This window comes from Mucilaginibacter sp. dw_454 (assembly GCF_018449775.1).
GTDB lineage: Bacteria > Bacteroidota > Bacteroidia > Sphingobacteriales > Sphingobacteriaceae > Mucilaginibacter.
This window is the reverse complement of sequence record NZ_JAAVVB010000001.1, coordinates 469,784-483,544: the sequence shown is the minus strand read 5'-3', so window position 1 is coordinate 483,544 and position 13,761 is coordinate 469,784. Positions and strand designations below refer to the sequence as shown.

Annotated in this window: 15 protein-coding genes; 4 read left to right on the top strand and 11 right to left on the bottom strand. The window is 43.7% G+C overall.

The features are described 5' to 3' along the window. Positions 1 to 746: 746 nt before the first annotated feature. Genes HB679_RS20570 through HB679_RS02300 form a run of 3 tightly spaced genes read right to left on the bottom strand, consistent with a single transcriptional unit; the run spans position 747 to position 2,930 of the window. A complete protein-coding gene (locus HB679_RS20570; RefSeq protein WP_255547524.1) occupies positions 747 to 875 on the bottom strand; it encodes a hypothetical protein in 129 nt (42 codons plus the stop codon). A 38-nt stretch (positions 876 to 913) separates the two neighbouring features. Then, positions 914 to 1,672, bottom strand: a complete 759-nt coding sequence (locus tag HB679_RS02305; RefSeq protein ID WP_214070317.1) for a TIGR03915 family putative DNA repair protein — start codon at positions 1,670 to 1,672, stop codon at positions 914 to 916. A gap of 1 nt (position 1,673) precedes the next feature. Continuing rightward, positions 1,674 to 2,930, bottom strand: a complete 1,257-nt coding sequence (locus tag HB679_RS02300) for a putative DNA modification/repair radical SAM protein (RefSeq protein ID WP_214070316.1) — start codon at positions 2,928 to 2,930, stop codon at positions 1,674 to 1,676. A gap of 131 nt (positions 2,931 to 3,061) precedes the next feature. Here HB679_RS02300 and HB679_RS02295 point away from each other — a divergent pair, with 131 nt between their 5' ends. Together HB679_RS02295 and HB679_RS02290 are read left to right on the top strand one after the other, a co-directional pair. After that, a complete protein-coding gene (locus HB679_RS02295) occupies positions 3,062 to 3,475 on the top strand; it encodes an organic hydroperoxide resistance protein (protein ID WP_214070315.1) in 414 nt (137 codons plus the stop codon). Positions 3,476 to 3,525: 50 nt separating this feature from the next. Further along, a complete protein-coding gene (locus HB679_RS02290; RefSeq protein WP_214070314.1) occupies positions 3,526 to 4,404 on the top strand; it encodes a diiron oxygenase in 879 nt (292 codons plus the stop codon). Between the two features lie 195 nt (positions 4,405 to 4,599). Here HB679_RS02290 and HB679_RS02285 read toward each other — a convergent pair whose 3' ends face one another. The 6 genes from HB679_RS02285 to ribD all read right to left on the bottom strand — a co-directional run bounded on the left by HB679_RS02285 (position 4,600) and on the right by ribD (position 10,657). Further along, positions 4,600 to 5,484, bottom strand: coding sequence for a restriction endonuclease (locus HB679_RS02285; protein WP_214070313.1), 885 nt, complete (start codon positions 5,482 to 5,484; stop codon positions 4,600 to 4,602). Positions 5,485 to 5,494: 10 nt separating this feature from the next. Next, entirely contained in the window at positions 5,495 to 6,508 is a 1,014-nt protein-coding gene (bioB, locus tag HB679_RS02280) for a biotin synthase BioB (protein WP_214070312.1), read from the bottom strand. Between the two features lie 49 nt (positions 6,509 to 6,557). Beyond that, positions 6,558 to 7,928 carry a magnesium transporter gene (gene mgtE, locus HB679_RS02275; RefSeq protein WP_214070311.1) on the bottom strand — a complete coding sequence of 457 codons (1,371 nt, stop codon included), beginning with the start codon at positions 7,926 to 7,928 and terminating at the stop codon, positions 6,558 to 6,560. A 197-nt stretch (positions 7,929 to 8,125) separates the two neighbouring features. Beyond that, on the bottom strand, positions 8,126 to 8,740 hold the full coding sequence (locus HB679_RS02270) for a YigZ family protein (RefSeq protein ID WP_214070310.1): 615 nt from the start codon (positions 8,738 to 8,740) through the stop codon (positions 8,126 to 8,128). A 9-nt stretch (positions 8,741 to 8,749) separates the two neighbouring features. Continuing rightward, positions 8,750 to 9,601, bottom strand: a complete 852-nt coding sequence (locus HB679_RS02265; RefSeq protein ID WP_214070309.1) for a DMT family transporter — start codon at positions 9,599 to 9,601, stop codon at positions 8,750 to 8,752. Positions 9,602 to 9,610: 9 nt separating this feature from the next. Next, positions 9,611 to 10,657 (bottom strand): bifunctional diaminohydroxyphosphoribosylaminopyrimidine deaminase/5-amino-6-(5-phosphoribosylamino)uracil reductase RibD, encoded by a 1,047-nt coding sequence (ribD, locus tag HB679_RS02260; protein ID WP_214070308.1) that lies wholly within the window; start codon positions 10,655 to 10,657, stop codon positions 9,611 to 9,613. A 179-nt stretch (positions 10,658 to 10,836) separates the two neighbouring features. Between ribD and prmC the strand changes: the two genes are divergently transcribed. Continuing rightward, positions 10,837 to 11,694, top strand: a complete 858-nt coding sequence (prmC, locus tag HB679_RS02255) for a peptide chain release factor N(5)-glutamine methyltransferase (protein WP_214070307.1) — start codon at positions 10,837 to 10,839, stop codon at positions 11,692 to 11,694. Between the two features lie 303 nt (positions 11,695 to 11,997). On the opposite strand, the gene HB679_RS20565 is transcribed toward prmC, so the two are convergent. After that, the gene (locus HB679_RS20565) at positions 11,998 to 12,192 is read right to left on the bottom strand and encodes a GIY-YIG nuclease family protein (protein ID WP_255547523.1); all 195 of its coding nucleotides are present in this window, start codon (positions 12,190 to 12,192) and stop codon (positions 11,998 to 12,000) included. A gap of 149 nt (positions 12,193 to 12,341) precedes the next feature. Next, positions 12,342 to 13,241, bottom strand: a complete 900-nt coding sequence (xerD, locus tag HB679_RS02245; RefSeq protein ID WP_214070306.1) for a site-specific tyrosine recombinase XerD — start codon at positions 13,239 to 13,241, stop codon at positions 12,342 to 12,344. A 40-nt stretch (positions 13,242 to 13,281) separates the two neighbouring features. On the opposite strand from xerD, the gene aroQ reads away from it, so the two are divergent. Next, entirely contained in the window at positions 13,282 to 13,701 is a 420-nt protein-coding gene (aroQ, locus tag HB679_RS02240; RefSeq protein WP_214070305.1) for a type II 3-dehydroquinate dehydratase, read from the top strand. Positions 13,702 to 13,761: the final 60 nt, after the last annotated feature.

Below are 13,761 nucleotides of genomic sequence, written 5' to 3'. Positions count from 1 at the left end.
TATATAGTCTCCTATCAAGATGAAAGACACTCCTTTAGTGGCAATTAAGCGCTAGACGAGCGACAAGTTAATAAAGCGATCCGGAGATTGTCACGCTCGTACCTCGCTCACAATGACGGAGGTGGTTAATTTGCATGTGGGATGCCGAAATAAATTCGGCATGACAACGGGATTAAAAACAAAAACGGGCGCCGCCTCTTTCGATTTGACTACCCGTTTTCAACTCTATGCCACACCGTGGTGTCGCGTAAAGCATCAAGTTTTGTGTAATATGACCGACCTGATCTCATCCGTGTTATTTTGCGAACATTGCTCCATCTCGTTCCAGTTTGTGGATACCGACTTAACATCGTTATGTTGCTGTAGGCTCGATTCTGTTTGTGACCCTCGCGGGCTTTAACTCCTCTGTTCTAAGCTCAAACGCGATACATCTGTTTCCGTTCTAAAAGGATCTGCAGATCTGATCATTGTTTGCTAACACCGATTGCTTCAAGGTCATTAATTGTATTGCTATTCTCCGTAAAAAATTTGCAAACTCTTAATACCTCGCTAGTTACACACTGTTTCGGCCGCTGTCGCTGCTTCTGTTTCAATGTAACTCAGGCTTTCCCTTGATCTTTAGTTTGTCCGAAAACTCACCCGATTCAATTTCTGTTATTCCTGTAAGGCTGTCAAAGTACGTCGTTCTTGATGATTTCAATATCGGGACAGCAAGCACTTTTTACAAATTTTTCTCACCGTTTTTATTAACGCGTTACTAACACCAAAACCGCAGTTATCAACACATTAAAACCTATAAAAATCAGTAACATACAGGTATTATATCGTAGGTTATCCACATCCGGATTATTCACAATTCTGAGATATTTTTTCATTTTGATTGATTTAAAAAATGCGTAAAACTGATTTCAGGTTAAATTTTCTCGGTTAAATGCTTCCAATATCGCTTGGGAATATGGCGCACATGCAGCTTGGTGTTTTTGCGCATCGGGATGTTTACGCTATGGAAATAGCTCTTCCACAGGTGCTGGTAAATGCTTTCATCCTCGGTATAGGCAGATATTACATCGCCGGGGTTAGCTACCGTAGCAAAGTCAAGTGTGATAAATTGTGTATCGTGCCCATTATAGTAAATTCCATAACTGCGCTTCAGATCATAGATCATCCATTTTTGATCGGCATAGCGGCTTTTAAAATGACGGATTAGTAGCGGTAGCACATTAAAATCCGGTTCGACCGACGCATAATAGGTATCGTCTTTCAATTTCTGGAAACGCACAAAGGCCTCCATCCGGTGCTTTTCGCGGCGCATCATGCGGATAATCTCCGAGAGGCGTATTACATACCGGTTTCCATAATCGTCCTCAATATTCTGTGCGCTATCAAAAACGTAACGGATAAAGCCCACCAGGTTATTCTCCTCATTATCCATTTCGGCCATGTGCGCTATGTACAAGCGCTGCACACCATTAGGCGACAACTTTTTGCGCAAACCTTTTAATACCCGGGTGGCGTAGACTTCATTAGTAATCACATCCAGCTTTTCCCCGAACATCGCCCCTGCCTGCTGCTGCCCCTTAAATAATCTCACTACCGATAATTTACGATCATAGATTTCAAAAATCACAGTCAGCAAGCCCTCAAACGTGCCGTCATAAAATAGCGTCGTCATTTTAAAACAGGTTAAGCTGGTTGGGTTTATTCTTTAGGTATTTACTTTGAGATTCGGCCAGGATAAACTGCTTGATATTATTCCCGGTGAGGTCGCGCCGCTCAAACTCCGGGCTGTTACAGGTAACAAAATACCTCGCCCGGTTTACCGATACGCCTATTTTTTTTAGCTGATCCCAATTCAACTTACCAAACTTGCGGGCACTCACAATCTTTTGAGCCGATTGTACGCCTATCCCCGGCACACGCAATATCAATTGCAAGTCCGCCTTATTAATATCTATCGGGAAAGCCTGCATATTGCGGATGGCCCAACTTAGTTTCGGGTCAATATCCAGATCAAGCAGCGGCTGCCCCTGGTTTACTATTTCGTTAACATTAAAGCCGTAAAAGCGCATTAGCCAATCGGCCTGGTACAACCGGTTTTCGCGCACCATAGGTACACTGGTATTTAGGGCCGGCAAACGTTTATCGGCCAAAACCGGCACATAACCCGAATAATAGACCCGCTTTAAATTAAAATTCTGATAAAAATAATTAGCCGACTGCAACACCTGCTGATCAGTCTCGGGCGTAGCGCCTACAATTACCTGCGTACTCTGCCCCGCCGGCGCAAATAGGGGCGCTTTCTTGAACAGCTTTTTTTCTTCTTTGCGGAGTATGATCTCGTCCTTTAAAAACTGCATCGGGTCAATCATATCCTGCCGATTTTTATCGGGCGCTAAAAGTTTCAAACCCTCTTCGGTCGGCATTTCCAGGTTAACACTTAATCTGTCGGCATACAATCCTGCCTCGCGCATCAGCTCATCGCTGGCGCCGGGGATGGATTTAAGGTGGATATAGCCATTAAACTTATGTTCAGTACGAAGCTTTTTGGCTACTTGCACCAGCCGCTCCATCGTAAAATCGGCATCCTTAAAAATGCCTGAACTCAGGAATAGCCCTTCTATATAATTACGTCGATAGAAATTGATAGTTAGATCGACTACCTCCTGCACCGTAAAAGCCGCCCGCTGGATGTCATTACCTTTGCGCGACACGCAATAGGCGCAATCATAAATGCAGTAGTTGGTTAACAGAATTTTCAGCAGCGAGACGCAACGCCCGTCTTCGGTATAACTATGGCAGATGCCGTTACTGGCATTACCCAAGCCTTTGTTCTCGTTTTTGCGCTTACTGCCGCTAGATGCGCATGATACATCATACTTAGCGGCATCGGCCAAAATACTCAACTTCTCTGTTATCCTGTCTGCATTCATATCAAATCAAAAATACTAATATTTTTAGCATTTTGTTTGTGATGTGGATATTTAAATTATTCTTGGCGGATGTATTGAAAGTAGCAATCAAACATTATCCCGCTAACAAGGTTGAGTTTTAAACTACGATTATGAAAAAACTATATACTGCCGTTGTCACCGCCAAAGGCGGCCGCGACGGCCACATTAAATCTGCCGACGGCGTGATTGATTTAGAACTAAAAAAGCCCAAAGAACTGGGCGGTGAAGATGGCTATGCTAATCCGGAACTTTTATTCGCCGGCGCATGGGGAGCTTGCTATTTGGGAGCGTTAGGCTCTGTTGGTAAACGTGACGGCGTTGATGTAAGTGAAGCGACTGTTGATGTACACGTCGGCTTTAATCAGGAAGGCGAAACCAGCTATGCGCTATCTGCCGAGTTACATGTGCACGTGCCTGGTATCACGGTAGAGCAGGCTCAAAAACTGGCCGATGCCGCGCACAAAGGCTGCCCTTACTCCAAAGCAACCCGCAACAACATCGAGGTAAAAATTATTGCCGAATAGTTTTTAAATAAGGCGGCAACGCGTTGCCGCCTTATTGCGTATCTTTAGTTATGGATGAAAAGGAAATCGAGCGTTTAATCAAAATCAGCCGCGAGCGCCCCCTGATGCCGGAGACCTATATCCCCTGGCAACTGGAGCCAGAGCCTGATGACATTTTTCTGCCCGAAACTTTGACATCCTTACAGGGGCTTGATCTTTACGATACGCTTAGCCCTACTCAAAAATTGGAACTGGGCCGGCACGAATTGGTACAGGTAATTGCTTCTTATGCCTGGGGCGAGTGCCTGTTCTGCGTTTTTATGACGCGCCATTTGATAACGCTGCCTGCTGATAATGTGGAGCATCAATTTTTAATTCGCGAACTGATTGAAGAATTCCGTCACCAGGAAATGTTTGCGCAGGCTATTGCCAAATTGGGCGGCAAGCCAATCAAACAAAGTCGCCTGCATAAATTTTTCGGCGAATTCAGCAATAAATACCTGCCTGCCGATTACCTGTTTATGGGCAGCGTATCGGTTGAGTTAGTGACTGATGTTTACGGCAACTACGCACGCCGTGCCCCAAACATTTACCCGGTGCTCAAAAAGATGTTCGACCTGCATAATATTGAAGAAGGCCGGCATATTTTATTCACCAAAGCACTGCTAAAAACCTATTCAGAAAAAGCAGGATTTATCAAACGCACGTTATACAGCTACGTAATATTGTTCAATATTCTCTTTGTACGCACCATGTATGTTAAGCGCGAAATCTACCAGCGCATCGGCCTGGAAAACCCGGATGAAGCGTATAAACTAGCATCTAAAAACTTCAAACAAAAATTTGCAGATAGATGCCTGGAGGATATCACTGAGTTTGTAGCCGGCTGGAAAGGTTTTAATTTGCTAACGCGATTTGCCTGGCGGTGGGTTTTAGGCGCGAAGGTGTAGTTATCGGTAAGGTGCTAGTGAGATTGGATCGCAAATCGTCAAATCATACCTTAACCCTGAAGAAACTCCCCACTTTTTTTGGACTTTCAAAAAGTACTGTAATTTTTCAGAGTAAGATAACTTAGCAAAATATAGCGCTCTTTCTTTTTGATCTTCTTCCCACGTAGTGTTAAACCTTATATATTTCATTTGAAATTATAAATTTAAGAACCATTCATTCTTAAGCTCAACCGTTTCTGTCAACTTAGTAGCAACTCCTAAATTAAGTTCCTTTAACTTGTCACAAAGCAGCTCACCATCTATTAGGTCAATCGGCGGAGCCCCGTCTCGGGTAGCTTCTTTAATTGCTTCTCTTGTAAATGTACCTGTTGTAATTACCAAACCTTTATCAGCTCGTCCCTGCATCGCGCCCCTGAAATCTCTGATTTGACTTGGTGTAACGGAACCTTTGTATCTTTTACATTGGAATATCACGTGAAAGCTTAGCAAACCTCCAACTCTGATTATTCCCTTTCCGTCAATTCCTCCATCGCCAACTTTTCCTGTAACTTCCACTTGGGAAAATCCGCTTTCACGAAGTATACGCTGAGCTAATCTTTCAAAGGCGGCGGGTGTAATATTATACAAAATATTAAGAAGTCGACTTTTCCACTCTTCAGAATTGTCGACCTCCTCTTCAACTTCTTTCTCTATCTGTATTGTGGAGGTTTGAGCGGCTATCTTTTTTTCTAGCGGCTTAGACTGCTCCCTAACGTACCTGACAATCTCTACATTATCCAAATTAGACACATCGATATCTGATTTGAGCAAAGCCCAAATACCGCGAGATGAATTTTCGAGCAGGCCGAATTTTTTCAAATAAGTCCTGCTCCACGCAAGGCGATAATCTACCTCTTTGATAGTTTCACTTTCTCCATGGAAAATCTGTAAAACATCTTCAGAAATAGACGCGATTTCATAAACATAGTTATTAATCTCTTCTACTGATCCAGAACCGCCGAGTTTTAAAAGGGCTTTAACCGTCGGGATAATAAGTTCGTCAAAAGATGGCAAATTAGTATTGGTTTTCTTTCTCGCCATTTCTTTGAACTTATATCACCTCATTAATACTCATTTCCTTAATCTCTTTAATTTCCGGGCGGCCATTTTTGAAAGCTTTACGCGGGCTTAAACCCAACAGCTCAAACATGGCCATATCTTCATCAAAAGATGGATTTGGTGTGGTTAACAGCTTCTCGCCGGCAAAGATAGAGTTGGCACCTGCCATAAAGCAGAAAGCCTGCTCAACAGTATTCATTTCTGTACGGCCTGCTGATAGACGTACCACAGTTTTAGGCATAATGATACGGGTAGTAGCAATCATACGCACCATATCCCAGATCGATACTCTTGGTTGATCTGCCAGTGGTGTGCCTTTTACCGGTACTAATGCGTTGATTGGCACCGACTCAGGATGTTGGGGCAGGTTAGATAAAGTTTTTAGCATAGAGATCCTATCCTCGGTAGTTTCGCCTAAACCAATGATCCCGCCGCTGCACACAGAGATCTTCGCTTTACGCACATGCTCTAATGTTTTCAGGCGATCATCATAAGTACGGGTGGTGATGATACGTTTGTAATCATCCTCTGAGGTATCCAAATTATGGTTGTAAGCATACAGACCGGCATCGGCCAAACGTTGCGCCTGCGACTCGGTAAGCATGCCCAGCGTACAGCAAACTTCCATATCCAGGCCGTTAACGGCTTTCACCATGTCAATTACTTTGTCAAAATCTTTGTTGTCGCGTACTTCGCGCCAGGCAGCGCCCATGCATAATCTTGAAGCGCCGCCGGCTTTTGCTTTTTGAGCTACCGCGATCACTTCCTCTTTAGGCATAATGGCATGCACATCTACACCGGTATTGTAACGGGCAGCTTGAGGGCAATAAGCGCAATCTTCAGGGCAGCCGCCGGTTTTTATCGAGATAAGCGAGCTGATCTGTACTTCGGCGTAATCTTTATTTTCGCGGTGGATGCTGGCGGCCCGGTAAACCAGGTCAAGCAGCGGGGTATTGTATATATCGGTAATTTCTTCTTTAGTCCAGTTGTTTCTTACTTCTGCCATTTTAGATCAGTTTTGATTTTCAAATTTACAATAAAAGGTTTTTATAAAATCAATGATGTGATAAAACCTGTGGTAATAAAAGGTGAGTTGCCAGCCACAGGGTAAGCCAAAATCCGGCGCAGTCTGTAAACGTGGTGATGATAATAGACGAAGCCACAGCCGGGTCAATACCTACCCGTTTCAATATCAGCGGGATACCGGCACCCGATAAGCCCGCGACAATGAGGTTACCGGTCATCGCTACAAACAATACCAAACCCATCAGCGGGTTACCGTCGTAGAAAAAGGCAAAGGCTCCTACCACAATTCCGTTAACGGCGCCATTTATTAAGCCAATCAAAAACTCTTTTAATACGGTACGGTAAGCCTGATTATCGCTCAAATCGGTTAATGAAATACGGCGTACGGTTACCGCCAGGGCCTGTGTAGCTGCGTTGCCACCCATACCGCTTATAATAGTCATATAGGCCACAATAGCCGGTATAGCCACCTGTACATTTGGAAAACGCCTTACTACACCAGCCGCCAAAAAGCCGGTAGCCAGGTTAATAATCAACCATGGCAAACGGCTTTTTACCGCTTCCTGCCAGTTACCGCTCAGTTCTTCATCCTCAGATACACCGGAGATCTTTAACATGTCCTCGGTACTCTCCTGCTCCATTACATCGATGATGTCATCCACCGTAATTCGGCCCAGCAGCTTCATATTATCGTCTACAACGGGTATAGTTGTTAAGTTATATTGCGATATCAGCTTGGCTACCTCTTCCTGGTCAAGCTCTGCTTTCACGTAGATAGGATCGTCTTTATAAATAGCGCTAACTTTAACGTCAGCATGTGCTTTAATGATGTCTTTAATAGAGACCACACCTTTCAGCACCTTATGCTCATCCACCACATAAATGGTGTAAAATTCCTCCATCTCTTCCGACTGCCGGATGATCTCGTCTAAAGCGCTTTTTTTGTCCGAATCGATATTAATACAGATCAGCGCCGAGTTCATCAAGCCACCGGCGGTATTCTCGTCATAGCTTAAAAGCGCACGGATGCTGCTGGCATCCTCCTCATCGATATCTTCCAGGATCTCCTGCTGCTCATGCTCTTCTAACTGCGAGATGATATCCGTCGCGTCGTCATAATCCAGCTCTTCTACTATCTCAGAACGTTTGTCGGGATGCAGGTTAATGAGGAGTTCGCCGGGGCGATGCTCCTCGTCCATTTCAGCAATAACGTCCGACGCGACAACCGTAGGCAGGATATTGATAATACGTTCCTTATCCTCCTGCTCCAGCTTTTCGAACAAAATAGCAATCTCCGAAGGGTGATACTCCTTCAGAACTAACTCTAATTCAGCATCATCGCCTTCGAGCGCGGTTTTAATGCGCTGGACGTCGGTTTTATCTATTTCAAAAGATTGCATACCCGACTAAATTAGGTATTTAAGCCCGGAAAAAAGCAAAATAAAATCCTCTTTTTGAATGTTGAACAACCAGTAGCTTGTCATCCTGAACGTAGTGAAGGATCTTATAAAAATGACAGGCATAGCGTAACTGTTAATCGTACAAGATTCTTCGCTATCGCTCAGAATGACAACCTGGTTTTTAAATTCATTGATTCCTACAAGCTATGATCGTACTTAACTTTTACCCCTGTTAGTTTATCCAACTTAGCCAAAACCATATTTACCTGCGTTTTGCGAATAGATACCTGTATGCTGCAATCATTATCAAACTGTTGTTCAATAATTTGCAGGTCGGCATCTTTGATCAGGCGCATTATATCGTTCATCTGCAGATAGTCAAAACTGATGGTGTAAATATCATTCACCGTTTTTTCTATGATCTGCGCAGCGGCCAGCGCTTCTTCGGTGGCAACTTTGTAAGCGTTGATCAATCCCGGCACGCCTAGTAATGTGCCGCCAAAATAACGGACCACAACCACCAGTATATTGGTGAGATCTTTAGATAGTAAAGTGTTTAAGATTGGTCTACCTGCTGTGCCAGATGGTTCGCCATCGTCATTTAACTTAAATACTGAGCGATCAACAGTTAACCGCATGGCCCAGCAATGATGATTAGCCTTGGGGTGTTCTGTTTTTAATTTAGCGACGATCTCCTTGATCTGGCTGTCTGACTGGATAGGATAAGCAAAGGCCAGGAACTTACTGCCACGATCGCGAAAAACACCTTCGGCAGCCGAAACTATAGTTTTATAGGTATCGTCAAATAGCATCGACGATGGTTAAAAATTAAAGATTACGATAACGGCTATCAGCGCCAGGAAAATACCAACTTTATTGAGCGTACTCAATTTTTCTTTGAAGATGAACAGCCCTACCAACGTGCCCAACACAATTACACCAATATTCATCGCTGTAAAAACTGTCGAAGGTTTGCTAACCAAAGCCTGGTGGGCCTTTAAGTAAAACAGGATATTACCAAAGTTGGCAACGCCCAGGGTCCAGCCAATCAGGATATGCGGAAATGAGAATTTAGTTTTCCCGCTGATGATTTTGATGATCAGCATGATAAATGCGCAGATAAATGCCAGCACAAACACCATGAACAGCAGCGAAGTATACGGTACTGATTTAACGGCCGAAAGCTGCTTAAATAAAACATCGATCACACCCATCCCAACAAACACCACCAGCAGATAAAACCACCCGCCCGACGTAGCTTTGCCACCGCTTTTGCCCCAGGGGATGGAACATAAAATAGCAATCAAGCCAACCACAATGCCTGCTATTTTAATCAAGCTTAAATGTTCGCCAAAAATAAAATATGATGCCAGTATGGGGATAAATAACGATAATCGCTGCGCGACATCTGTACGTACAATTCCCGTTTTGGTAACAGACGCGGCCAAAATTACAAACAGCACCGGCAGCAAAATGCCCAGGCCACCTAAAATATTTATCGGCGCCGCATCAAGGTTTACCCAATGCGGTTTAAAAATAAGCCAGGTTAAAACAATAGCGATAGAATAGTTCCAGGTGATGGCCTGCAGCACGTCGACATGGTAACGCTTGGCCAATTTAAGCATGATGGAAACCGCCACGCTGCAACAGATACTTAATAAAACGTATAGCATCAGCTCTGTTTATTTTTTGTAGATAATTTGTAGATGATCTGCTCCTATTGGAATCTCGTCTGCAATAATACCGTTAATTTTTGGTGCTTTTATACCCGATGTTAAAGTTGCTTCGCCGGTAAATACCCGCGCCTCATCCCATACCCCTGCTTCGATAAACGAATTCAGGGTGTGCGCCCCACCTTCTATAATTATTGACTGAATATCCTGCAAATACAATTGATACAGGATGTATTGCGGCACATAACGGTCAAAATCTTCCAGGGCTATGTATTTGATCTTGCCGTCCACATCGGTCTTCACTTCATTAAAAATAAAAGTCTCGACAGATTGATCGAATATATGAAGGTCGTGACTTAACTCTAACCTGCGATCTATCACCACACGTTTTGGCGATCGGCCATCCCCATACCTGACATTTAGCTGCGGATTATCAATCGCAGCGGTATTTTTCCCTACCAAAATGGCATCTTCCTCACTGCGCCATTGGTGTACCAACTTGCGCGACTCAGGCCCGGTTATCCATAACTGGCTGTTATCGTCCGGCGCGAAAAAGCCGTCCTGCGTTTGCGCCCATTTTAAAATAACATAAGGGCGTTGATGCTGCACTTTGGTAAAAAAACGCCGGTTTAAAAAGCGGCACTCCTCTTCCAACACACCCACTACGACATTAATACCCGCAGCTTCCAGTTTTTCAATGCCTTTACCATCAACCTGCGCGAATGGATCGCGACAGCCTACTACCACTTGTGGGATGCGATGCTTGATAAGCAGATCGGCACAAGGTGGTGTTTTACCGTAATGCGCACATGGCTCGAGTGATACATAGATGGTCGACCCACGAAGCAGATCTTCGGCATTATCAAAGTTTGCGAGCACCTGGTTTACCGCGTTTACTTCGGCATGGGCCTGGCCATATTGTTGATGATAGCCCTCGCCTATTATTTGATCATTATGCACAATAACAGCACCCACCATAGGGTTTGGGCTTACCTTACCTGCACCTAAAATGGCCAGGTCGAGGCAGCGCTGCATGTATATTTCATAATGAGGCATGGGCGAAGATAGTGATTAGTGCTTAGTTGATTAGAGATTAGTGACTGGTTTTTTAGTTTTTGTCACTCCAAATACAATCACCGCTACGTCATCGCGAGCGAGGTACGAGCGTGGCGATCTCTCGATCACTTTGCAGTCTTTAGAAAAGATTTAAAGTACAAATGGCTAACTTCGTTGCGATGAAAACTATTACTGACGCTTTTAAAGCATTTAAAGAGGGGCTCTCCGGATTGTATGACGATCGGGAAATTGCGTCTGTATCTTTAATAGTTTTAACCGAAGTGATCAATTCGTCGAGCGCAACCATCAAGGCATTTGGCGACCGGCCGTTGACTTTTGTTCAGCAGCAAAAAATAAACGACATACTTACCCAATTAAAAACCGGCAAGCCGCTGCAATATGTGTTAGGCTACACAGAGTTTTATGGTTTAAAATTTTTGGTAAATCCGGCAACACTAATCCCACGGCCTGAGACAGAGGAATTGGTAGAATGGGTGCTGGATTCGGTGGCGGGTGACGGGACGCCGGATTCGGGATTGCGTGTTTTGGATATTGGTACAGGCTCGGGGTGCATTGCCATTAGTTTGAAAAAGAATTTGCCGGGTACAGATGTGTCGGCTATAGATTTTTCTGTCGATGCCTTAAATACCGCCAAAAAAAATGCAAAACTACATGAGGTTGAGGTTAATTTTATCGAGGCTGATATTTTGAATTATAGTTCTAATGCGTCGTATTCTATTATCGTATCCAATCCACCTTATGTTACTTTGGAAGATAAGAAACGGATGCACCGTAACGTGACTAATTTTGAACCGCATTCTGCGTTGTTTGTACCAGAGGATGATCCGCTGATATTTTATAGGGCTATTGCTGATTTTGCGTTGAAATCGCTTGAACCGAATGGATTATTATTTTTTGAGATCAATGAGAGTTTGGGTAAGGAAACTGCAGGGCTTTTGGAAAGCAAAGGATTTAAGGATGTTGAATTAAAGCAGGATTTAAGTGGTAGAGATAGAATGATAAAGGCGACAAGATAATATTTCTGTCATTGCGAGCGTAGCGTGGCAATCGCAAGAAGGACGGTTTAAACGCGTGCGATTGCTTCGTCGTTCCTCTTCGCAATGACAAATTAATTACCAACCTGTCATTGCGAGCGTGGCGTGGCAACCGCAAGGAGGACGGTAAAACGCTCGCAATTACAATCTAAATTATAGATTAAGCAAACTTTCAGTCCCAACCTTCATACCATCCATCAGACAAATCCAACCACTTAGGATTATCGTTATTCACCAGATCAATTTTCTTTTGACGCGATCCGGCTTTTAGTTGCTTTTCCCTTGCTATAGCATCTTGGACGTATTTAAACTCTTCGTGATAAACCAATTTATTGCAACTGTAAGTTTTGGTAAAGCCATCATTGCTTCCCTTTTATGTTGCCATACCCGGTTTTGAAGATCATTAGTTACTCCGACATAGATCACGGTATTGCCTTTATTGGTTAATATGTAAACGTAATACAAATGTTGTTTAGGCATAAAGCAATGTAGTATTTTAATATATTATTCGCCAACGCTTGTCTGTTACCTTCTCCTTGCGGTTGCCACGCTACGCTCGCAATGACAAAAATTTTTATTTTTAAATTTCATATCATCATCCTAATTGACCATCAAATCCCTAAATCGTGTCAGTTCCTCGGATGATACTGTATAATCGTCCCTTTCAAATACTCCCTGTCCAAATGCGTATAAATTTCCGTCGTGGTAATACTTTCGTGGCCCAACATTTCTTGCACTGCACGTAAATCAGCGCCGCCTTCAACAAGATGGGTAGCAAATGAATGCCGAAACGTATGCGGACTGATGGTCTTTTTCAATCCGGTTTGTGCGGCCAGATCCTTAATCAGCATAAAAATATAAACCCGGCTTAATCTCGACCCGCGGCGATTCAGGAAAACATAGTCATCCTCGCCTTTTTTTATCGGATTATGCACCCGCACTTGTTCAATCCAGATCTTTAAGGCTTTTATGGCCGAGCCGCCAATAGGCACTAGTCGCTCTTTGCTGCCTTTGCCAAATACTTTGATGAACTCGATATCAAGATACAGGTTGGATAGTTTGAGTTCGGTGAGTTCAGATACCCGCAGTCCGCAGCCATACAATGTTTCCATAATGGCCTTGTTTCGTGCGCCTTCAGGGCGCGATAAGTCGATGGCATCAATCAGCTTATTGATATCCTCATAACTCAAAGTATCAGGCAGTTTGCGCGTTATTTTTGGCGATTCCAGCAATTCGGAGGGGTCGATCTTAATCAGATCCTCCATCAGCATATATTTATAAAAAGCTTTAATGCCCGATAGGATCCGCGCCTGCGAAGACGGGATCATACCCAGCTCATTTATCCAGGTGATAAAACGGCGCAGGTCTGAGAGGGTAACGCTTTCGGGCGTTAGCTTAGATTCCTGGATCTCGGCAAACTCAAACAACCGCCCAATATCGCGGGTGTAGGCCTCGATGGAGTTTGGAGAGAGCGATCTTTCCAGTTTTAAATAGGCCTGAAACCCTTTTATTGCCGATGGCCAATTCAATTGATTTTAGATTTAATGTTTTATACTTAAGTTTGAGCTAATGAATATACAGATAATAAACGGCCCAAATTTAAACTTACTGGGCGTTCGCGAGAAATCTATTTATGGCGATGCCAGCTTTGAGAGCTACCTGGAAACGTTAAAAACGCGTTATCCGGAGTTGAATATAGCTTACTACCAAAGCAATGTAGAAGGCGAGATCATCAATAAACTGCATGAAATTGGGTTCAGTTTTGATGGCGTGGTATTAAATGCAGGCGCTTATACCCATACCTCGGTAGCTATTGCCGATGCCATTGCCGCCATTAATACGCCGGTTGTGGAGGTGCATATCTCTAACGTTTATAAACGCGAGGAATTTAGGCACCATAGCATGCTTGCCGCCAGTTGCAAAGGTGTTATTGCCGGTTTTGGTATGGACAGCTACCGCCTGGCTATTGAGAGTTTGACCGTTAAATAAAACATTTTGAGCGTTTTGTTGTCATTGCCGTAGTAAACTATCACCATTAAAAATTGTGCT

Bases quoted from the DNA above. Each gene is read 5' to 3' on its own strand.
- HB679_RS20570 (WP_255547524.1), bottom strand. From the start codon at position 875: ATGAAAAAATATCTCAGAATTGTGAATAATCCGGATGTGGATAACCTA.
- HB679_RS02305 (WP_214070317.1), bottom strand. From the start codon at position 1,672: ATGACGACGCTATTTTATGACGGCACGTTTGAGGGCTTGCTGACTGTG.
- HB679_RS02300 (WP_214070316.1), bottom strand. From the start codon at position 2,930: ATGAATGCAGACAGGATAACAGAGAAGTTGAGTATTTTGGCCGATGCC.
- HB679_RS02295 (WP_214070315.1), top strand. From the start codon at position 3,062: ATGAAAAAACTATATACTGCCGTTGTCACCGCCAAAGGCGGCCGCGAC.
- HB679_RS02290 (WP_214070314.1), top strand. From the start codon at position 3,526: ATGGATGAAAAGGAAATCGAGCGTTTAATCAAAATCAGCCGCGAGCGC.
- HB679_RS02285 (WP_214070313.1), bottom strand. From the start codon at position 5,484: ATGGCGAGAAAGAAAACCAATACTAATTTGCCATCTTTTGACGAACTT.
- bioB (WP_214070312.1), bottom strand. From the start codon at position 6,508: ATGGCAGAAGTAAGAAACAACTGGACTAAAGAAGAAATTACCGATATA.
- mgtE (WP_214070311.1), bottom strand. From the start codon at position 7,928: ATGCAATCTTTTGAAATAGATAAAACCGACGTCCAGCGCATTAAAACC.
- HB679_RS02270 (WP_214070310.1), bottom strand. From the start codon at position 8,740: ATGCTATTTGACGATACCTATAAAACTATAGTTTCGGCTGCCGAAGGT.
- HB679_RS02265 (WP_214070309.1), bottom strand. From the start codon at position 9,601: ATGCTATACGTTTTATTAAGTATCTGTTGCAGCGTGGCGGTTTCCATC.
- ribD (WP_214070308.1), bottom strand. From the start codon at position 10,657: ATGCCTCATTATGAAATATACATGCAGCGCTGCCTCGACCTGGCCATT.
- prmC (WP_214070307.1), top strand. From the start codon at position 10,837: ATGAAAACTATTACTGACGCTTTTAAAGCATTTAAAGAGGGGCTCTCC.
- HB679_RS20565 (WP_255547523.1), bottom strand. From the start codon at position 12,192: ATGCCTAAACAACATTTGTATTACGTTTACATATTAACCAATAAAGGC.
- aroQ (WP_214070305.1), top strand. From the start codon at position 13,282: ATGAATATACAGATAATAAACGGCCCAAATTTAAACTTACTGGGCGTT.